The organism is Endozoicomonas sp. ALC020, from assembly GCF_049275935.1.
Lineage (GTDB): Bacteria > Pseudomonadota > Gammaproteobacteria > Pseudomonadales > Endozoicomonadaceae > Endozoicomonas_A.
The window spans coordinates 6,067,888-6,087,052 of sequence record NZ_CP184830.1; the positions used below are offsets into that span (position 1 = coordinate 6,067,888).

19 protein-coding genes and 2 pseudogenes are annotated in these 19,165 nt (G+C 44.5%); 17 read left to right on the forward strand and 4 right to left on the reverse strand.

Annotation, left to right across the window (positions count from 1 at the left end):
• The first annotated feature begins 18 nt into the window (after positions 1 to 18).
• Entirely contained in the window at positions 19 to 1,086 is a 1,068-nt protein-coding gene (locus tag ACOJUO_RS22355) for a DUF6716 putative glycosyltransferase (protein WP_422138210.1), read from the forward strand.
• 105 nt (positions 1,087 to 1,191) lie between these two features.
• Here the strand turns inward: ACOJUO_RS22355 and ACOJUO_RS22360 are convergent, their stop codons facing one another.
• A complete protein-coding gene (locus ACOJUO_RS22360) occupies positions 1,192 to 1,896 on the reverse strand; it encodes an acyltransferase (RefSeq protein ID WP_422138211.1) in 705 nt (234 codons plus the stop codon).
• 1,330 nt (positions 1,897 to 3,226) lie between these two features.
• On the opposite strand from ACOJUO_RS22360, the gene ACOJUO_RS22365 reads away from it, so the two are divergent.
• From ACOJUO_RS22365 to ACOJUO_RS22380, 4 genes are read left to right on the forward strand one after another with little or no spacing between them, the layout of a single operon-like run.
• Positions 3,227 to 4,006: an ABC transporter permease gene (locus ACOJUO_RS22365; protein ID WP_422138212.1), complete on the forward strand. Its 780-nt coding sequence runs from the start codon at positions 3,227 to 3,229 to the stop codon at positions 4,004 to 4,006.
• Positions 4,003 to 4,656: an ABC transporter ATP-binding protein gene (locus ACOJUO_RS22370; protein ID WP_422138213.1), complete on the forward strand. Its 654-nt coding sequence runs from the start codon at positions 4,003 to 4,005 to the stop codon at positions 4,654 to 4,656. Before ACOJUO_RS22365 ends, ACOJUO_RS22370 begins: the two co-directional genes overlap by 4 nt.
• A 20-nt stretch (positions 4,657 to 4,676) precedes the next feature.
• The gene (locus ACOJUO_RS22375) at positions 4,677 to 5,930 is read left to right on the forward strand and encodes a hypothetical protein (RefSeq protein ID WP_422138214.1); all 1,254 of its coding nucleotides are present in this window, start codon (positions 4,677 to 4,679) and stop codon (positions 5,928 to 5,930) included.
• A gap of 58 nt (positions 5,931 to 5,988) precedes the next feature.
• Positions 5,989 to 7,626 carry a polysaccharide biosynthesis/export family protein gene (locus tag ACOJUO_RS22380; RefSeq protein ID WP_422138215.1) on the forward strand — a complete coding sequence of 546 codons (1,638 nt, stop codon included), beginning with the start codon at positions 5,989 to 5,991 and terminating at the stop codon, positions 7,624 to 7,626.
• Between the two features lie 161 nt (positions 7,627 to 7,787).
• Here the strand turns inward: ACOJUO_RS22380 and ACOJUO_RS22385 are convergent, their stop codons facing one another.
• Complete coding sequence (locus ACOJUO_RS22385) at positions 7,788 to 7,991, reverse strand: hypothetical protein (protein ID WP_422138216.1); 204 nt, start codon at positions 7,989 to 7,991, stop codon at positions 7,788 to 7,790.
• Positions 7,992 to 8,082: 91 nt separating this feature from the next.
• Between ACOJUO_RS22385 and ACOJUO_RS22390 the strand changes: the two are divergent.
• The 3 genes and pseudogenes from ACOJUO_RS22390 to ACOJUO_RS22400 form a co-directional block, all read left to right on the forward strand.
• Positions 8,083 to 9,405, forward strand: a pseudogene (locus tag ACOJUO_RS22390) (IS1634 family transposase); the annotation flags it as partial.
• A gap of 117 nt (positions 9,406 to 9,522) precedes the next feature.
• Positions 9,523 to 10,656 carry an ISAs1 family transposase gene (locus ACOJUO_RS22395; RefSeq protein WP_422138217.1) on the forward strand — a complete coding sequence of 378 codons (1,134 nt, stop codon included), beginning with the start codon at positions 9,523 to 9,525 and terminating at the stop codon, positions 10,654 to 10,656.
• Positions 10,657 to 10,989, forward strand: a pseudogene (locus tag ACOJUO_RS22400) (IS1634 family transposase); the annotation flags it as partial.
• Here the strand turns inward: ACOJUO_RS22400 and ACOJUO_RS22405 are convergent.
• Both ACOJUO_RS22405 and ACOJUO_RS22410 read right to left on the reverse strand, forming a co-directional pair.
• A complete protein-coding gene (locus tag ACOJUO_RS22405) occupies positions 10,968 to 11,234 on the reverse strand; it encodes a hypothetical protein (protein WP_422138218.1) in 267 nt (88 codons plus the stop codon). The pseudogene ACOJUO_RS22400 and the gene ACOJUO_RS22405 overlap by 22 nt on opposite strands.
• Positions 11,235 to 11,261: 27 nt before the next feature.
• Positions 11,262 to 11,492 (reverse strand): hypothetical protein, encoded by a 231-nt coding sequence (locus tag ACOJUO_RS22410; RefSeq protein ID WP_422138219.1) that lies wholly within the window; start codon positions 11,490 to 11,492, stop codon positions 11,262 to 11,264.
• A gap of 379 nt (positions 11,493 to 11,871) precedes the next feature.
• On the opposite strand from ACOJUO_RS22410, the gene ACOJUO_RS22415 reads away from it, so the two are divergent.
• The 9 genes from ACOJUO_RS22415 (at position 11,872) to rfbB (ending at position 18,948) form a co-directional block, all read left to right on the forward strand.
• Positions 11,872 to 12,183 (forward strand): AbrB/MazE/SpoVT family DNA-binding domain-containing protein, encoded by a 312-nt coding sequence (locus ACOJUO_RS22415; RefSeq protein WP_422138220.1) that lies wholly within the window; start codon positions 11,872 to 11,874, stop codon positions 12,181 to 12,183.
• A complete protein-coding gene (locus tag ACOJUO_RS22420) occupies positions 12,170 to 12,565 on the forward strand; it encodes a PIN domain-containing protein (protein WP_422138221.1) in 396 nt (131 codons plus the stop codon). The genes ACOJUO_RS22415 and ACOJUO_RS22420 overlap by 14 nt, the downstream gene beginning before the upstream one ends.
• 9 nt (positions 12,566 to 12,574) lie before the next feature.
• Positions 12,575 to 12,991, forward strand: a complete 417-nt coding sequence (locus tag ACOJUO_RS22425) for a nucleotidyltransferase substrate binding protein (RefSeq protein ID WP_422138222.1) — start codon at positions 12,575 to 12,577, stop codon at positions 12,989 to 12,991.
• Positions 12,992 to 13,046: 55 nt separating this feature from the next.
• Entirely contained in the window at positions 13,047 to 14,564 is a 1,518-nt protein-coding gene (locus ACOJUO_RS22430) for an IS1182 family transposase (RefSeq protein ID WP_422132798.1), read from the forward strand.
• Between the two features lie 178 nt (positions 14,565 to 14,742).
• Positions 14,743 to 15,018 carry a nucleotidyltransferase domain-containing protein gene (locus ACOJUO_RS22435; protein WP_422140091.1) on the forward strand — a complete coding sequence of 92 codons (276 nt, stop codon included), beginning with the start codon at positions 14,743 to 14,745 and terminating at the stop codon, positions 15,016 to 15,018.
• A gap of 305 nt (positions 15,019 to 15,323) precedes the next feature.
• On the forward strand, positions 15,324 to 16,247 hold the full coding sequence (rfbA, locus tag ACOJUO_RS22440) for a glucose-1-phosphate thymidylyltransferase RfbA (protein ID WP_422138223.1): 924 nt from the start codon (positions 15,324 to 15,326) through the stop codon (positions 16,245 to 16,247).
• Positions 16,248 to 16,259: 12 nt separating this feature from the next.
• Positions 16,260 to 16,889 carry a dTDP-4-dehydrorhamnose 3,5-epimerase gene (gene rfbC / locus ACOJUO_RS22445; protein WP_422138224.1) on the forward strand — a complete coding sequence of 210 codons (630 nt, stop codon included), beginning with the start codon at positions 16,260 to 16,262 and terminating at the stop codon, positions 16,887 to 16,889.
• A 2-nt stretch (positions 16,890 to 16,891) separates the two neighbouring features.
• Positions 16,892 to 17,839, forward strand: a complete 948-nt coding sequence (gene rfbD, locus ACOJUO_RS22450) for a dTDP-4-dehydrorhamnose reductase (protein WP_422138225.1) — start codon at positions 16,892 to 16,894, stop codon at positions 17,837 to 17,839.
• Complete coding sequence (gene rfbB, locus ACOJUO_RS22455) at positions 17,836 to 18,948, forward strand: dTDP-glucose 4,6-dehydratase (RefSeq protein ID WP_422138226.1); 1,113 nt, start codon at positions 17,836 to 17,838, stop codon at positions 18,946 to 18,948. Before rfbD ends, rfbB begins: the two co-directional genes overlap by 4 nt.
• Positions 18,949 to 19,165 lie beyond the last annotated feature (217 nt).

Sequence of the window (19,165 nt, forward strand, 5' to 3'; positions counted from 1 at the left end):
AACGTCAGCTGATACAATTTGCTTAAAAAATACTCATCATTAAATTTATCGAAATATGCAATTAAACATTCATTGGGTGATTGTTTCAAGAATGATATTTTGATTGAGAACTTGACCAACAAACAATTTATTAATTTTTTTGAACAAAATCATTCAAAGCTGATTGTTAGTTGTTTTTCTGGATACATTGAGGGGGATGATGCAACCATTTTATCCAGAGTCCAGTCTGATCTAATATTATTCAATTGTCCCAACGATTACGAAAGATATATCGAATTATCGAAAGAGCTTGCTTTTTCACCAGATAACGCTTTTTGTTTTGGCTACCCTCAGCTTTTAAATATCAAACATAACTTCGTCAACAAACAAAAAGATATAGTTTTTTTTGAGCAGCTTGTTGCGCCCAGGAATTTTCGCGAAAGATGTTATTTATTAAAAAAACTCGTTCATTTAGCGAAATCAAAACCTCAGAAAACCATATTAATAAAGCCCCGCTGCAAACTCGGCGGTAGAACAATTCATAAACAAATATGGCATCTAGAAAGAATAAGAAAATTACTGAAATTAAAATTTCCGGATAATTTGCGATTTACCTACGAACCGGTCGAAGAAATCCTTCAGCACACTGACCTATGCATTACTGTCAGTTCAACTGTCGCAATAGAGGCTATGGCTCGTGGCATCCCAACAGCCATTGTAAGTGATTTTGGGGTACGAAAAGATATACATACAGCAAGCTTTGTAGGCAGTGGATGCCTGGCAACCTTTGATCAACTGGCTACTGGGTATGTGCCTTCGGTTAACCGACAGTGGTTAGAAAAAAATGTAAAAACACCTGATATGGAGGCATTAAAAATAAAACTAAATGAGCTTCTGATTCTTAAAAATAAAGGCCTGTTACCACATCGTCATATGCCAGATGGAGCTTTTTCAAAAGTACCGGATAACAGGCCATTATTGTTAAAAAGAATGAAAAAGCTAATGAGTGATCCAATAGGATTTTGTAATGACTCCAGGTATAAAGTTTTAAGAAATTTTGCAACAATTATCGACTCAAAAACCAATAGACAGGGAGTCTCACAATAAAGTCTGACCACAAAACATATTTTATATGCAGTAGCCACAACCTATTATGACATTTACCCGACAGAAGCCGTTTTCACCATTAGCTCAGATATTGAGCACAGTGTTTTAGAAACTTTCTATTTTTTTCACAATAGTGTCGCGTAAACCTTCTGGAATGAGATCCTTATATTTTTTTAAATATCTTACAATGATAGGTTCATCAAGATAGCTATCAATTTTATTCAATCTTGACCAGATGACATCACTTTTAACCAGCTTCGCTGGTGATCCGGCCCATACCGAAAACGGTGTAGTTTTCCCTGTAACAGTTGAGTTAATGCCAACACTACTGCATGGTTGGATTTGCGCCCCTTTTAAGATAGTCACATTTTTTCCTATCCAGCAATAATCACTCACTTCAATACTCTTGCATTGATTGATTTTTGTATCGCTGTCTAAATCAAAAATAGGATGAGAATCGGTCGTCCTGAGCTGAACCCCGGCAGCTAACATACAATCGTCACCGAAGATTATGGATGCTTTTTCGGCGATTAATTCCAGTCTGTTTCCAAATCTGCACCTGAGACCAATATTAACGCTAGCTTTGTGAGAAACACTTAAGCTCCCCCCAAAGAAAATTGCACCTTTTCTGATAATAACACTATTATGATCACCAATAAGGTCGATCTTGAGATTATTGATTTTGGCACCTGACTCAATAAGCAGCGTATTACCGCTCCCCTTAGCCATTATACTAAGACCATTGATATCACTATTCATTTTGTTGATAGTAATATCGTTGCAATGTGTGTCTGCGTTGATTGATATCATTTTAATCTGGTTTCATCTTTCAGAGCCTTCGGGAAAAGCAGATTTTACCCAGCGGGTAAAGCAATCCAGAAATTAACCAGGATAAAGATGGCTGATCCTTAGCTTGAACTTATAATCCGAGGACATGCCTCCGAACAGTTCCGCAAAAAGCTCGCAACCAACCTATTTTCTTTACCAACCTCCCCTAAATACCGACATTAGTGATGATGTCGAAATTACCGATCACAAGGATATCGTTAAAGCCGTGTTCACATGACGTCAAAGAACGAGTATCTTCGAAATTTTCAAGTAAAGCGAGAAGGGATCAGGCTAATAAGTTTTAGGAAGTTCCGGATTATATACCTCTACCTCAACCTGTCAAATAGTGCGCAAGCCCTGCATCATTACTATTTTCGTTGACCCGATGCATTAGCCTGAATGTCGTTTTTTTCTGATAGAGCCTGAGTAGAGCAAAACTTGTGCGCAAGCTCCTTAGTTCAGATGTTGGCTATCCCAGCGCTTTCGACTAGTGATTCAGGTACATCTGGCCACTCCCTATCGGAGCCCAGCGACGCATCGGAATGGATGTCTAGGACTTATGTTACCGCACAGAAAGTGCGATTGGATTGCGCGATGCTGGCGAATCTTTAAACGACACTAACCTTACACCAAGTCTTTCATAACTGGATAAACACTAAAATACACTAACATGGTAATATAATAGGACATTGGCGATTATCATGCTTTTCTTATTTCTCCAAGCAGGTATACTACCTATTGTATGAAACATTAGTACCATATAAATTACAAAAAGCCTACAAAACCAGACATTTTATGAACAAAGCATGAATATGAACAACAGCAATCGAGATACCTGATCCGCCTTTGTACCTAGGAGCCTGACCGAGAATAGCGCCCGTAGCGAGGACGGCAGAAAATTGAGGATGAAAATTCGGTTTTGTGAGGAGAATAGCGAGCTATTTGACGAACAAAAGCGGATTTTCAGACCAATTTGCTGCCGCCGCAGTAGGGCAGACTATTCTCGGTCAGGCTCCTAGAGTTTATTGCCTTCCTTGTCTTCGCACCTGTACAAGAACATAGCCGCAATAATCAGTGTAACAAAAACGAAATAATCAAGTGCGACAATACACAATTACCTGAATAAAACACAAAGCTTATAGTACTCAGCCAAATTTCCTAACACGCTGTTTCAGTATATGCGTGCTCGTACCTGTCCTATGACAATTCATGCAGCAAATCTCGAAGGGCGGTAGCGTGCCTGAATATAAATCGATGCAAATCCAAGTTACAAACCTGCTAATGGCTCGAGCTGACTGACCTCATTTTTCTGATGCAATCAAGATCACCCTTACAAATTCAGTATGCTGTACTGCATGCGCTACTCACACGCGAGCTTAAAACCCGCTTTGGAGCTTACCGGCTTGGCATAGCCTGGGCCTTTATTGAACCTGTTCTGCAGATAGCTGTTTTCATGGGGCTGTTTTACTTTGGTGGAAGAAGCTCTGTGGGAGGGCTCGAAATACCGCTATTTCTAGCCACAGGTATTGCACCCTTTTTGTATTTCAAGAAAGTCGTAACACAATCATTGAATGCAGTCAGCGCCAACAAAAACCTACTCATATACCGTCAGGTAAGAGTCTTTGACACCTTTTTGAGCCGCTTCATACTTGAATTTATAACATCTTTTATTGTCTTATCCGGGATAATTCTGATCACCTGGTGGGTTGGTTATGAAGTCAATCTGGTAAACAGCCTGATTATCATTTATTCCTACTGTTTGTTGAGCATCATTGCATTTGGTCTGGGTTTGATCTTTGGCGTCATCAATACGCTTTACCCTGAGCCTGGAAAATTTATACCCGCCATACTCAGACCGCTGATGTTCATCTCTGGCACATTCTTCTCCATCAACGAGCTGCCTTCTGCTGCACAGGAAATCTTGCTGTGGAATCCACTGGTCCATATTTTTGAATTTATGCGCTCAGGCTTTTCATACGACTATGATACCAGCCTGCTCAGTCTTGAATACGTAGAGATGTGGGCCTTAACAACCTTAACTTTAGGCCTTCTGATGCTCCGGGCTAACTGGCGCAGGATGCTGACACAGTGATCACTTTCAACAACGTCACAAAATATTATCCGACTCCCAAAGGCCGCCACTACATACTCAAAGATGTAGACCTTGTTTTGCCCGGTGATAAAAACATCGGAGTGTTTGGAGCCAACGGAAGTGGCAAGTCCACTCTAATGCGACTGCTGGCGGGTGTCGACCACCCCAACAAAGGCAGTATCAAAATAGCAGGCAATGTTTCATGGCCTCTGGGACTTTCCGGTTACCAGGGCAGTATGACGGGCCGTGAGAACGCCGAATTTATCTGCCGGATTTACGGAAAAAACAAAGATGAGATCAGGGATAAGATCGAATACATCAAAAACTTTTCTGAACTGAATGACTTTTTCGAAATGCCTCTCAAAAGCTACTCCTCCGGAATGAGATCCAAATTCTCATTCGCCGTCTGCATGGCTTTTGACTTTGACTACTACCTGATTGATGAGCTTACAGCCGTAGGTGACAAGCGATTCAGAGAAAAATGTCGTAAAACCTTTGATGCCAAAAAAGGGATAGCCAACTTTCTTTTTGTTTCACACAACATCAATGAGCTAAAGCGGCAGTGTGACATTGGCATTTATATAAAAGACGGCTCAATCCATGTTCATGACAGCATAGATGATGCCATTGCCGCCTATAACTCGATGTAAATTGACCTGACCCTATCGACATGCCAGACACTATTCAAGCACCACCTCAAACACCTCCTAAAGAAGAAAAACCAGCCAGTAAAAGCGAAGTTCTTCGAACTCCACCAGAGCACAAACAGACTGTCGCTCCTGCATATACTATCAAGAAAAAGCTAAAACAGCTTAACCTTGCTCATAAGCTCAAGTCAGCACTTCTGACTCATCAAACCGGGCAGTGGTTTACCGCTATTGTTCTTATTCCCTGGGCACTCTGTGCAATATACTTTACCCTGATCGCTTCGGATCGATATGTGTCCGAGGCCAGCTTTCTTATTGAGCGAAGTGACTCAGGCGGCGGCTCTATTGAAGGCCTCAGTCTGTTTGGCGTGACCCCACAAGCCAGCAATGACCAGAAGATTCTGGAGACCTTTATACAGTCGCCCGATATGCTGGAGCACCTGGATCAAAAGCTTTCATTGAAACAGCATTACATTGAATCTGCCGACTGGATTTCCAGACTCTCCCCATCTGCCAGTCAGGAAGATTTTCTCGACTTTTATCGCAGCCATATCAATGTGCGATACAACGATACCAATGGCATGCTGGATATGGAGGTTCAGGGATTTGAGCCTGAATACACCAAAAAAGTCACCGACCTGATTCTTTTAAAAAGCGAGAGCTTTGTAAATGACATCAGTCACAACCTGGCCAATGAACAATTAACCTTTGTACGTTCCGAAGTCGAGCGAGCTGAACAAAGGCTCAAGGACTTCACGCGAAGATTATTAAACTTCCAGAACGAAACCGGATTACTGAGCGTCGAAGAGCAAGGAGCTGCACTGAGCGGCATAATGAATGAACTTCAGGCTGAACTGATCAGAAGCCAGACCGAGTTACAGACCCTGACGTCTTACCTGAACGAAAACTCCGCTCAAGTTATTGCATTAAAACAACGGATCAGTGCTCTTCAATCTCAGATCACCACAGAAAAGGACAAGCTTGTCGATAGTGATGCTACTTCGCTGAACGAACTTGCTGCTCAACAACAAGAGTTACAACTGGATCTGGAGCTGGCTACCCAGGCCTATACGTCGGCACTGGTTGCCCTGGAAACAACACGCACAGAGGCAAGCCGAAAATTAAAGCAGCTGGTCGTCGTCAGCAGTCCATACCAGGCGCAGGATGCCAAATACCCCAGGGTGGCCTACTCACTTATTAACATACTGCTGATTTTGCTGATGATATTTGCTCTGGCACGAATGATTCGCGCCACTATCTATGAGCATCGTGATTGACGAAAGATCAAGAAAACAGCATCGTTAAAGCATTCCTGATTTCCCAGACTATGAATTTATGAAACAACAACTGATCTCTTCAACAGCTGCACTCATGCTGAGTGTGGCTGCTTACGCAAACACACCGATCCCCGAATCTACTGAAACGGAAACAGTGGGCCCGGAACTGGTTGAAACCGTCACGCAACATCCGGTATTCGGTCAAAATTTATTTGAAGGGTTCAAACAGGCCGAGTTTAAAGGCTTCAACCCTGAGTACACTCTGGCCATTGGCGACAGAGTAACCCTGCAAATGTGGGGAGCTTATGAAGTGGCCGTAGAACTTACGGTCGATGCACAAGGTAATGTCTTTATTCCACAGGTAGGACCCGTAAAGCTGCAAGGTGTTGCCAACAAAGACCTGAACCAGGTTATCGAGAAAAAAGTTCGCAGTGTTTACCAAAAAAATGTCAACGTCTACTCCAGCCTGAATGCAGCAGAACCGGTTAAACTGTTTGTCACCGGCTTTGTACAATCACCCGGCCTTTATGGCGGCTTTTCATCGGATTCAATACTGGCCTTTCTGGCAAAAGCCGGTGGCATACGTCCAGAGTCTGGTAGTTATCTGAACGTCGAGCTAAAACGCAACGGCAAGACCCGAGCTATTTTTAACCTCTACGAGTTTCTTCTCACAGGTACCATTGAACAGGTTCAACTGGGCGACGGTGACACTCTGGTAGTCAACACACGACAAGGGGTAGCCGCTTTTGATGGACTGGTTGAAAACCCGGTTCAAATTGAATTCGCCAACGGCCAGACGGCTCTAAAAGACGCTCTGGATATGGTCGGTGTGTTACCCGAGGCCACCCACGTTCGGATTGCCAGAAACCAGATGGCCAAGCGCAACGTGGAATACCTGTCTATTGCCAAAACAGCGGACGTGCAACTTCATAGTGGCGATGAAGTCACCGTTGTTTCTGACAAAATGCCGGGAACCATCAGTGTATCAGTCGAGGGGGAACACAACGGACAGGCTATTTATATCCTTCCTTACGGCAGCACCATTAAAGATCTGATGGCCCGGCTCTCCCCTAACGACCGGTCCAATATGGAAGCCATGCAACTCTTCAGAGAGTCTGTAGCAAAACGCCAGAAAGCCATGCTTGATGTGCAGCTAAAACAGCTTGAGCAAGCGGCACTCTCGGCACGAAGCAAAAGCATAGGCGAAGCCAACTTGAGAAAGGCCGATGCACAATCGATCCTGCAATTTGTAGAAAGAGCCAGACAGGCAGTCCCTCGTGGTCAGGTACTGCTGGGCCAGAATAAAACCCGCATGGATGTCATGCTGAAAGACCAGGATAGAATCGTTATTCCTAATGACACCGTTCTGGTTCAGGTGCATGGCGAAGTCATGTTCCCCAATGCCATGGTCTTTGATAATGAAAAAACCATCAACGACTACGTTTCCGCAGCAGGGGGCTACTCTCAAAAAGCCGATCAATCCCGAGTGCTGGTCCTGCATCAGGATGGAACGATTTCTCGCATTGAATACAACGATGGTCTGTTCAGTAGTGGTTTAGCGAAATACGACGTTAAACCCGGAGACGAAATCCTGGTGATGCCACAGGTCGATGAAAAAACCATGCAATATACCAGTGATATTATGCAGGTCATTTATCAGGTGGCTATGAGTGCGGCGGTGGTGTTGAGGCTGTAGCACTTTTTTGCGGTTATGAAAGGGTATTACTTTAGGTAGTAACCTTTCATGCTTATCCGTAGAAAAGCCGATCAAATCGGAATGACTGGTAATGTGGGTAAAATCCATTGTATGGCTTTTCCGGGCAGAAATTTGCCTGCGTTCGATGCTGAGGTACCTCATCAATCAAAAGGGTTAGTCACAGAAAAACCGGGGATTTTCATAAAATCGGTATCCCGGGTAATAATCTCACGGACACTATGCTCTTTCATCACTGCTGCAATACGACAATCGTGAACAAAGTTACCTCTGACAGGCGCCACTTGTTGGATAATTTCTGTAAAATACTGCAAATGGTCAGGGCCCGGATCAATCCGGGATACCACTGGCTGATCAAGAACTGCCTTTCACCACACCGATTGATATTTGCCTAAAATCTGTTGTCAAAGAAATAAACAGACATTCAGGTACACCAACATGTCTCAAGCTCAATACCAGTCTAAGAACCTCAACCACCTTGGCTTGGTTGCCGCTATGTGTCGGGAGTTAAAGATAGCCGAATACATTGATGCCCGTATCACAAATGACTCCGATGTTCGTAATGTCACTATTGGACAAGCTGTAGTTGCAATGATCATCAATGGCTTGGGCTTTACGGGGCAAACTCTATACATGCTCCCTGAGTTTTTTGAGGATAAGCCGATTGACCGCCTTATCGGGGAAGGTATACAGGCTGAACACTTGAACGATAAGGTACTTGGTCGGGCTCTCGACAGTTTGTACGACGCTGGTGTTAGCGACTTGTATCTCAATCTGGCCGTCAAGGTCGTCAATCATCTGAAACTTCCTTGCAAGGCATTAAATCTGGATGGCACCAGCTTTCATGTGGATGGAGTCTATAACAGTCATGACAATCCAGACGACTTGAACTGTATTCATATCTGCCAAGGTTACAGCCGTGACCACCGGCCTGACCTGAACCAGGTAGTCTTACAGTTAATGACTGAAAACCAGGCGGGCATCCCTGTGTTTATGGCCCCTGCCAGCGGTAATGTAAACGACAAAACCTGTTTTCAGGAAATTATCAAAAATCATCTGTCATGTTTTAAGGCTGCTTTGAATAGCCGCTATCTGGTTGCTGATGCTGCCATGTATGTTGCAGAAACCCTTCAGTCGCTTGATGAGCAAAAGCAGCTGTTTATCTCCCGGGTACCCCTGAACATCAAGGAGGCAAAGGAGCTGGTCTGCAAAGCGCCAACCATGTCGCTGGAGCCTGTTGAAGGCTATGAAGATTATTACTCAGCTGAAGTGCCTTCCTGCTACGGAGGGGTTCAACAACGATGGTTCCTGTTTCTCAACAAAAAGCGCGGGCTTAGTGAACGGAAAACACTGACCCGAAAGATGCAAAAACAGTCATTGAAAGAGGCCCGTGATCTGGAGAAGCTGAGCAAAAAGGCCTTTTTGTGCCGGGACGATGCATTGAAGGCTTTTGCCTTGTGGCAGAAACAATCGAAACTTTGCCAAAGCGAAACAGAGCCTGAGGTTATCTGTAAACCCTGCTATTCGGGCAAAGGAAGACCATCGCCGGATAGCAAGCCTGATCACTTCGAGTACTTTGTGCAGGCTGAATGCTTTGTTTCCTGCGAGAAGAGGGAGCATGCAGAGGCCTCACTGGGTTGTTTTATCCTAAGCACCAATGAGCTGGATAAAAATAGTTTGAATGCCTCTGAGCTGTTGTCTATCTATAAGTCGCAACAAAAAGTTGAAGGCGGCTTTCGGTTCCTGAAGAGCCCGGACTTTAGGGAAAAATCATGAAAGCCCCCGAAGCCACTGGGCTCAATGGCTATAAGGATTTCTACCTATAGAGTAAAATACACATCCATTGTCTTATACAAAAAAGATTTGGATGTTCTGGAAATGAATGCATTTGATTTAATGAATAGGCTATCTGTCATTTATGACGCACGTCAGCAATGGAAAGTAGATCATAAACTTGCTGATATTCTGCTCTTAACCATCTGTGCTGTCATTGCAGGTTGTGAAGGTTGGGAAGAAATTGAAGACTTCGGCAATGAAAGACTGCAATGGTTAAAAAAGTATGGTGAATTTGGATACGGTATTCCTTCACATCATACAATTTCCAGAGTAGTTGCTGCTATTAACCCAAAGCAATTCCAGAAATGCTTTATTGAGTGGATGCAAGCCTGTCACCAGACAACCAATGGTGAGATCATTGCAATTGATGGAAAAACAGCAAGAGGCTCTTACGATAAAGGCAAGGACAAAGGTGCAATTCACATGGTGAGTGCATTTGCGACTGCAAACGAATTGGTTCTTGGTCAAATTAAAATTAATGATAAAAGTAACGAGATTACCGCCATACCTGAATTGCTCGATCTCCTGGAAATCCGTGGCTGCCTCATCACTATAGACGCCATGGGGTGTCAGAGGGATATTGCCAAGAAAATCGTTGATAAAGGCGCTGATTATTTGTTAGCGGTAAAAGGCAACCAGGGTAAGCTTTATGAAGCATTTGAGAAACATTTCTCTGTTGAAAAAGTGAATCAATGGAATGGTGATACTTTCAGAATCGAAGAGAAAAGCCATGGTAGAATGGAAACACGCCTTCACATTGTAAGTGATACCTTTGATGAGTTCGTTAATTTTTCTTTTGATTGGAAAGGAATGAAAACACTCGGGATTATTTTCTCTGCAAGAATGGAAGATAAAGTGTTCAATGCTGATGATATCAGTGTCCGTTATTATATCTCCTCTGCGAAGTTAACAGCAGAAGAATTTTCACATGCTGCAAGAGAGCATTGGGCGATCGAAAATAAACTCCATTGGAAAATGGATGTTGCAATGCGAGAAGATGATTGTCGAATCAGAAGGGGCAATGCCGCTGAAATGCTCACAGGTTTTCGACATATGGCAGTGAATATGTTGAACAATACCAAAACCTTTAAAGCAGGCTTAAAGCGTAAACAGAAAAAGGCAGCCATGAACACACAATACCTGTCTGAAGTCCTTGCTGGGTGTGGGGTTTCATGATTTTTCCCTAGCCCGGACTTTCTGGTCTCTTCGCTCTATTTGAAGAAAGCGGAACGTATTGAAGCCCTGTTAATGGTGATGACTCTGTGCCTGATGGTCTATGCTGCTATCCAGCACAGAATCAGGCAGGAACTGAAAAAGCAAAGTCGTGTATTTCCAGACCAGAAAAAAAAGCCCTGCCAGAACCCAACAGCAAGATGGGTATTTTTCTGTTTTCAGGGGCTTAGTGTATTAACGGTCAATAATCAGGAGGAACATGTGGTTGGTTTGAAGGAAAGGCAGTGGACGATCATTCAAATTTTGGGCATTTTTTACGAGTCCATGTATTCCTGATAGGGGTGGTGAAAGGCGGCAAGAAGATTCTTTATATTGGCAAGTGCTTGTTCAATGCTCAGTGGCTTCGGCTTGATTAGCTTTGGATGGGTGACCACTCTCATATATTCAAAGATATTGATCCAGGTAATGCAGTGGCGGGTTTTCTGCGAAGCAACCTGCTCCAGGAGCCCCCTGGCTACCTTGTGCTCATCAAAAAAGGGAATGCTGGCGTAGACAAGAATATTGGTATCAATCAGCTTCATGGCTTATTCCGCTCAATTCATAGGGCATTAAGCCAGGTCATCAAGGTAGCTGCGATCCGATGGATCAAAACCATCGGCAGGTTTGCCATTTTCTGCCACATGCCACTGGAAAGGCACCTGCTCCGGTTTATTCTGCTGTGTGGAAATAGCCATGCGAATGAGTTGGTTTGCCAACTGGCTCACGGTTGTGCGCTCCCTGGCGGCTTGCTCCTTGAGCTGAGCAAGCAAGCCCGGCTCTAGATCCAGTGTTGTTCTCATGGTTTAAGCCCTTTTTTTAGTTTGATACATCATGAATGTGATAATAGTGCATCATGGTGCATTGGCAAATCATCATTAACAGAACCGGTTTTGACACTCACCTTTCCAGTAGTATCCAGTCAATAGCTGGGGCTAATGATTATTAATGGAATGGTGTGCAAATGACTGGTTAATATATAATCAATCCGTCGTCTGTTTGTACGGTTAATCCTGGTAATTTCAGTGCAACCTTTGCTTTATTGATAAATGTCCATGTATATGCGAAACAATACCGTTCTGGTGAGAGTCTATGGTGAAATAATGTTCCTAAATGACATGGTACCCACTGAGTGCAAACATCGGCTTGCGCCCTTTGACACGTAGACTTCCAGGTATTACTTTGAGTAATGCCTTTATTTTCGGGAAGTCAGCCATGGCCAGCAGCTCTATTACCACCAAGGGACAAGTGACCATCCCCAGCGCCTTGCGGGAGAAATTCCAGTTGGAACCGGGCGATAAGGTGCTGTTTTTAGAAAAAGACGGGGTAATCACCCTGGTACCCATGAAACAGGATATTACCCACCTGGCCGGTTGCCTTGCCGACGATGTGGGCGGACGCCGGGCATCCCTTGAAGATATGGAATCCGCTATCAAGGAGGGCGCCACTAAGGATTGGGGGCAGAACAAGGAGCTTGACAATGGAAGGGATTGATACAAATGTACTTATCCGCTTCCTGGTCAAAGATGACCTGCAGCAGTACCAACAGGCACTGTCACTGTTTATCGGAATGCCGAAGGTTTATCTCTCCCCCATCGTGCTGCTGGTAGAAACGGTATGGGGACTCAGTCATTTCTATCAGGTCAAGCGGTTACGACAGTGCGAGATATTAAAGGCTTTTATTTGCCAACAGGGCGTTGTCACCGATGACCGGCAAGCGGTCATAGCTGCACTGGATGACTATGAACAAGGGTATGACTTTGCAGATGCAATGATTGGCCACTATAACCTCAGTCATCAATGCAAAAAGACCTGGACCTTTGACAGAAAAGCATCAAGACTGCCAGCCTTTAGCCTGATTCAACCAGATCACTGAAATAACAGGATGGAAAAGCAACAAGATAGTCGCTGGAAGCAACGATTTGATAACTACCAGCGTGCCTTAGACCGATTGCAGGAAGCTGTCAGTCTGGCCAACCATCGTGTGTTGAGTGAGCTTGAAAAACTGGGTTTGATCAAAGTCTTTGAGTTTACCCACGAGTTGGCCTGCAATACCCTGAAAGGCTTTTTGATTGAGCGCGGGGCTGAAAAAATTTACGGTTCCAGGGACGTCACTCGCCTCGCCTTCAAAGAAGGGCTTATAGAGCAGGGTGAAATCTGGATGAGTATGATTAAAAGCAGAAACCTGACATCTCACACCTATCGGGAAGAAGTTGCTCAGGAAATCTATGAAAATATCATCAGCCAGTATTTTTTTGAATTCAAAGCACTGGAGCAGATGTTAAAAAGGCTAGGAGCCTGACCGAGAATAGGCTTATCTGTTATGATAAGCCTTAAACCAACTCTGATTATGCCAAATGTCACCACCACCAAAGTTTAAGGACAGTCCTGTTGAGTTTGATCAGCATCTGCTGTTCCCAACCAACGTTTTCGATTTGCTTCCCAAAGATCATGATTGTTTTATTTATGAAAGCATTTTTCAGAACATTAATACGTCTGAAGTCGAAAAAAAATATCACCACCTTGGTCAGCACGCATACCCTCCAAAGCTCATTGTCGCTATTCTGATCTACGCATACAGCCATGGTGTTTTCAGTTCCCGTGAGATTGAGCGACGGTGTCGACAAGACTTGGCGTTCATGTATATCTCACAAATGAACTGCCCGAATTTCAGGGTTCTTGGTGACTTTCGTAAGGATAATCTGTCGTTTTTCCATGACTGCTTCAAACAGTCAGTCAAACTGGCCATTGAACTCAAAATGGCATCACTGGGTCATATCAGCCTGGACGGCTCCAAGTTCAAAGCCAACAGCTCAAAACACAAGGCCATGAGCTACGGGAGGCTCAAAGCGAAAGAGGCAGAACTCAGTGCCGAAGTGGATGAGCTGATCAAAAAAGCCAGTCAGTGTGATCAGGAAGAAGATGACGCCTACAAAGCAACCAATGGTTACAGCATTCCTGAAGACCTCCAGTTTAAAGAAGAGCGCCTGAAAAAAATCAAAGAGGCCAAGAAAGCACTTGAAGAACGTGAAAAAGCTTTAAATCCAGACAAACCAATAGACGACAAAAAGCAGATCAGTTTTGCAGATCACGATGCCCGCGTGATGAGCAAGAAGGGGTATTGTGAGTACAGCTACAATGCTCAAATTACAGTTGATTCCGATAACCAGATCATTGTTGGCCAGCATGTCAGCCAACACGCCAACGATGTACAGGAAGTGGAGCCGGCGCTGAGGGCATTATCAGGAGCCACTGATGGCGCGGCTGTAGATAAGTGGAGTATGGATAATGGTTACTTTTCAGGGTCAAACTTACATACAGTCGAGCGACATGAGATTGATGCCTATATCGCAACCGACAAGGCGGAGAAGCCTGCCGCTGACGACCTTGAAAGCTCTGACAGGAAGTTTGTCAAAGCGGATTTTGCGTATGATTCCGAAGCTGATGTATTTATCTGTCCGGCAGGGGAAAAGCTGGTAACGAACCCGGCCAGCAAAAGCAAAAGAAAAAGCTACCGGGCAAACAAGACGGTATGCAGGGAATGCCCTTATCGTCGGAATTGCAGTGATTCAAAGAAAGAGGCTGGCAGGGTTATCCGTACCGATAAGTTTGAAAAAGCACGTCAGGCTATGAATAAGAAAATGGAGACAGCCGGTGCGAAAGCCATATATGAGCGTCGTAAAGTTATTGCGGAGCCACCATTTGGACAGATAAAAGAATCTGGTTTCCGAGGGTTCAGTCTCCGCGGCAAAGAAAAAGTTTCAGCGGAATTTTCACTGGTATGCACTGCGCATAATATCAAAAAATTTGTAAAAGCGGCTTCCACGAGGTCAATCCGTCTTGAAGATTTGAAAGAGGCTAAAAAGGCAGCATAGAGGCTGTGAGAAGGCATAAATATGCAAAAATGAGCAAAATCCCACTAATAATTGGATATTTTTTGCTCATTTTAAGATTTGGGAAAACTTCTGTTGGTCTGGTTGCGCTATTCTCGGTCAGGCTCCTAGGTGACGATAACTCAAGAAATTTGGCTTAAGTGATAAAACCATTGAAGCCATTCAAGACGTATTAAACCGACACCAGCAAGTTGGGAGCGCCATTATTTATGGTTCCAGGGCAAAAGGAAACTACCGCACAGGCTCAGATATTGATCTAACCCTGGTGGCTGCAGAGGGTGAAACACTGGATTTAAACCTGCTGTTCAAAATTGATGATGCATTGGATAACCTGCTATTGCCTTACAGTTTTGATCTCTCGATTCTGGAAGACATTGATAACCCGGCGCTGGTTGAGCATATTCAGCGGGTGGGAAAGCTTTTTTATCAGAGCTGACAGCCCCCGCCTATCGGGCAATGCTTTTCGGAGATACTGATAAGTTGGCACTCTTGGCAGCATACTGGTTTCAAAGTGAATCACAGCGGGCTGAAGCGCTCAACATGGCATGAGCTGTCGCTCCCGAACTGATTAAAATCACCGATCGGATCAAAGCCTACATACTCAGGCTCCACAATATAAAGTTAGGTGGTGGCCATTGAGAATCAGTCCGAAACAGAAAGACGACATCATAGAGTTGGTCAGGAAAGAGATCAGCCAGCAGGCCCGATTAAGTCTCTAATAACCTGCAATCAGGATCCAAGATGGGAAAATCAAATAGAAAAGGTATTATCCTGGCTGGAGGCTCTGGCACTCGCCTTTATCCTTTAACCCGCGTTGTCAGCAAACAGCTAATGCCGGTTTACGATAAGCCCATGATCTATTACCCACTGGCAACATTAATGCTGTCAGGTATTACTGAAATAGTGATTATCACCACACCTCAAGAGCAGCATTGCTTTAAAGAACTGCTAGGTGATGGCTCACAGTGGGGACTTCAACTTGAATACCTGAATCAACCTTCACCTGATGGTCTCGCTCAGGCCTTTATATTGGCAGAAGAGTTTATTGGTTCAAGTGATTGCGCCATGATACTGGGTGATAACCTGTTCTACGGTCACCAGTTTTCCAGTCTGCTTCAAAAGGCTGATAAACAACAGGGGGCAACAATCTTTGGTTATCGGGTCAGCAACCCTCAGGATTATGGTGTTATTGAGCTGGATGAAAACAACAAAGCCTTGTCCATTGAAGAAAAACCTTCTGACCCCAAGTCGAATTATGCAGCAACAGGTTTATACTTCTTCGACAACCGGGTCGTGGATTTTGCTAAATCGATAAAACCTTCAGCACGGGGTGAACTGGAAATCACCTCTGTCATCGATTGCTACCTTAAGGAAGGCAGCCTGAATGTCACTACCATTGGCCGAGGCTCAACCTGGCTGGACACCGGTACTCACCAAAGCCTTCTTAATGCTGCTACATACATAGAAACTATCGAATCCAGACAAGGTTTAAAGATTGCCTGCCCTGAAGAAATCGCCTACAGAATGGGCTACATTAGTGCAGAACAATTGTTTGAAATAGCCGGTCCACTGCGTAAAAGCGGATACGGTGTTTATCTTATGAATATCATCGAAGAACTGGAAGGCATCAATTGGTTCGAACAACATAAGATCGAAGTTGCCTGAGGTATCATAATAGTGAAAGCATTGGAAACAGGCATTGAAGGGCTTAAAGTCATTGAGCCGCAGGTGTTTGGTGATGAACGCGGTTTCTTCATGGAAACCTGGCAGTCCAGAAAGTTCGAGGAACTTGGCCTTCCTGCCCATTTTGTTCAGGATAATCACAGTCGTTCCAAACAGGGCATCCTCAGGGGACTCCATATTCAAACACAACATACCCAGGGCAAACTGGTACGTGTTATACAGGGCGAAGTCTATGATGTAGTGGTCGACTTGAGAAAAGATTCACTGACCTACGGCCAGTGGCATGGCGTTTTTCTATCCGCCAAAAACAAGCGTATGCTCTGGGTACCCGAAGGTTTTGCTCACGGCTTTTATGTCACCAGCGCAAGTGCTGACTTCGTTTACAAATGCACAGATTATTACGCGCCTGAGTATGATCTGAGCATTGCATGGAACGATCCTGATCTGGCGATTGAATGGCCGTTGCTCAATGGCGAACAGCCTCTGCTGTCTGGCAAGGACGAGAATGCTATAGCGTTTTCTGAGGCCGGAAGCTGGAAACTGGAAGCGACTGCCAGGGATGGTGGAAGTGCCGAAAATGTCGGGAACAATTTTCGGCCTGGAAGTTGGGTAAGAGAAGTCTGAAGATGGGCGTGCTAATTACGGGTGCCAATGGGCAATTGGGCTACGAATTGCAGAGGACTGTGCCTTGCGGTATAGGTCTGTTATGCGCTGATCGGGGTCAACTGGATATTACATCTCAAGAATCTGTTCATGCTTACTTTGATGCTCATCAGCCTGAAGCGGTAGTCAATGCAGCGGCTTATACTGCGGTTGATAAAGCGGAGACGGATAGTGATGCAGCTTTCGCAGTAAATACCAACGGTGCCGCTTTCCTGGCTGAAGCTTGCTCAAAGCATGACATCCCGATGATTCAGCTCTCTACTGACTTTGTTTTTGATGGTTCTCAATCAACTCCCTATAAAGTGACTGACAAAACCAACCCTGTCAGTGTCTATGGAGAGAGTAAGCTTCAGGGCGAAAAACAGGTTCTCAGGATACTTGGAAACAAGGCCGTTATTATTCGCACAGCCTGGGTCTATTCGTCTCACGGTAATAATTTTGTAAAAACCATGCTAAGACTGATGCAAGAAAAAGATCAGCTGGGTATTGTTTTTGACCAAATTGGCACACCTACCTCGGCCAAGTCTCTGGCACTGTGCTGCTGGCAATCATTAAAAAAACTTCAAGCTTTGACCGCCAGGGATAATGGGAATGCAGAGAATGTCGGGAACAATTCTCTGCCCGGCTTCCAGCTTCCAGCTATCCTCAACTGGACCGACGCCGGTGTCGCAAGCTGGTACGACTTCGCTATAGCCATACAGGAAGAAGCCCTGACGCTGGGCATCCTACAAAAAAGTATCCCGATAAAACCAATACCCGCTTCTGCCTACCCCACTCCGGCTGAACGCCCTGGATACAGTGTTTTGGACAAACAACCGACCTACTCTCAGTTAGAGCTTCCAATTGAGCATTGGCGAAGTGCTCTCAGGTGCGTGCTAACAGAGCTTAAGTCAGACAAACCAGTTTCATGAAATCACTATTAGTCACCGGTGGTGCCGGTTTTATTGGCTCAAACTTTGTCCAGTACTGGATAGAGCAATACCCCGAGCATAACATCGTAGTTCTTGATGCCCTGACTTATGCAGGAAATCTTGCCAGTCTTGACCCCATTAAAGAGCACCCCAACTATACCTTTGTGCATGGGAATATATTGGATACAGAACGGGTAGAAGGATTGCTGAGAAACCATAAAATCGACACTCTGGTCCACTTTGCAGCTGAATCCCATGTAGACCGCTCCATAACGGGTCCTGATGCATTCCTTGAAACGAACATTATAGGTACTCACAGCCTGCTCAAAGCGGCAAAAAAAGTCTGGTTGGACGAAGACCTGCTAAAAGATAAAGAACATCGTTTCCACCATGTATCTACTGATGAGGTGTACGGTACTCTGTCGTTAAGTGACCCAGCCTTTACCGAAAAGACTGCTTATGCCCCGAACTCACCTTATGCAGCCAGTAAAGCTGGCAGTGACCACCTGGTTCGGTCCTATCAGGAAACTTACGGGTTAAAGTCCACTATTAGTAATTGCTCAAATAATTACGGACCTTATCATTTCCCGGAAAAGCTGATCCCTCTGGTGATCACAAATATCTTGCACGATAAAGCACTCCCCATATACGGCGACGGCAAACAAATCCGCGACTGGCTTTATGTAGAAGATCATGCCCGCGGAATTGATCTGGTTCTGAACAAAGGCAAAGTTGGCGAAAACTACAATATCGGCGGCCACAACGAATGGCATAACATCGATATAGTCAGACTGATCTGCAAACTGATGGATGAAAGCTTCCAGCTTCCAGCCTCGGGCTTCCAGCTCAAGGAACGCTACCCAACCGCAAAGTCCGCAATAGCTGGCAACTCAGAATCACTGATCCAATACGTTAAAGACCGACCGGGTCATGACCGCCGTTACGCTATTGATGCAGCAAAAACACGTTCAGAGTTGGGTTATGAGCCTAAAGAATCATTTGAAACAGGTATTCGAAAAACCGTTGAATGGTATTTGAATAATCAAGATTGGTGGCTGGCTCTTATTGACGGGAGCAGGGAAAATAATGCCACTCCTGAAAATCTATAGCCTGCAGCAGCATGTAACCCTCAAAAAAGCCGACCACTCGTTCTGATACTACAAAGTGACAGCACTATTTCAGGAATTCAGTATAACGATTGCTGCTTTAGCGGAAGCATTGCCATATATGACGTTAAACCCTACGATAAAATTCTTGCTGTACCACAAGCCGATTTAAAAAACATGCAATATAGCAATGATATGATGAAAGTTATTTATTAGATTG

Coding starts and splice junctions, on each gene's coding strand:
- ACOJUO_RS22425 (WP_422138222.1), top strand. CDS start 12,575: ATGGAAAAGCAACAAGATAGTCGCTGGAAGCAACGATTTGATAACTAC.
- ACOJUO_RS22360 (WP_422138211.1), bottom strand. CDS start 1,896: ATGATATCAATCAACGCAGACACACATTGCAACGATATTACTATCAAC.
- ACOJUO_RS22395 (WP_422138217.1), top strand. CDS start 9,523: ATGAATGCATTTGATTTAATGAATAGGCTATCTGTCATTTATGACGCA.
- rfbA (WP_422138223.1), top strand. CDS start 15,324: ATGGGAAAATCAAATAGAAAAGGTATTATCCTGGCTGGAGGCTCTGGC.
- rfbD (WP_422138225.1), top strand. CDS start 16,892: ATGGGCGTGCTAATTACGGGTGCCAATGGGCAATTGGGCTACGAATTG.
- rfbB (WP_422138226.1), top strand. CDS start 17,836: ATGAAATCACTATTAGTCACCGGTGGTGCCGGTTTTATTGGCTCAAAC.
- ACOJUO_RS22410 (WP_422138219.1), bottom strand. CDS start 11,492: ATGAGAACAACACTGGATCTAGAGCCGGGCTTGCTTGCTCAGCTCAAG.
- ACOJUO_RS22430 (WP_422132798.1), top strand. CDS start 13,047: ATGTCACCACCACCAAAGTTTAAGGACAGTCCTGTTGAGTTTGATCAG.
- ACOJUO_RS22380 (WP_422138215.1), top strand. CDS start 5,989: ATGAAACAACAACTGATCTCTTCAACAGCTGCACTCATGCTGAGTGTG.
- ACOJUO_RS22375 (WP_422138214.1), top strand. CDS start 4,677: ATGCCAGACACTATTCAAGCACCACCTCAAACACCTCCTAAAGAAGAA.
- ACOJUO_RS22420 (WP_422138221.1), top strand. CDS start 12,170: ATGGAAGGGATTGATACAAATGTACTTATCCGCTTCCTGGTCAAAGAT.
- ACOJUO_RS22365 (WP_422138212.1), top strand. CDS start 3,227: ATGCAATCAAGATCACCCTTACAAATTCAGTATGCTGTACTGCATGCG.
- ACOJUO_RS22405 (WP_422138218.1), bottom strand. CDS start 11,234: ATGAAGCTGATTGATACCAATATTCTTGTCTACGCCAGCATTCCCTTT.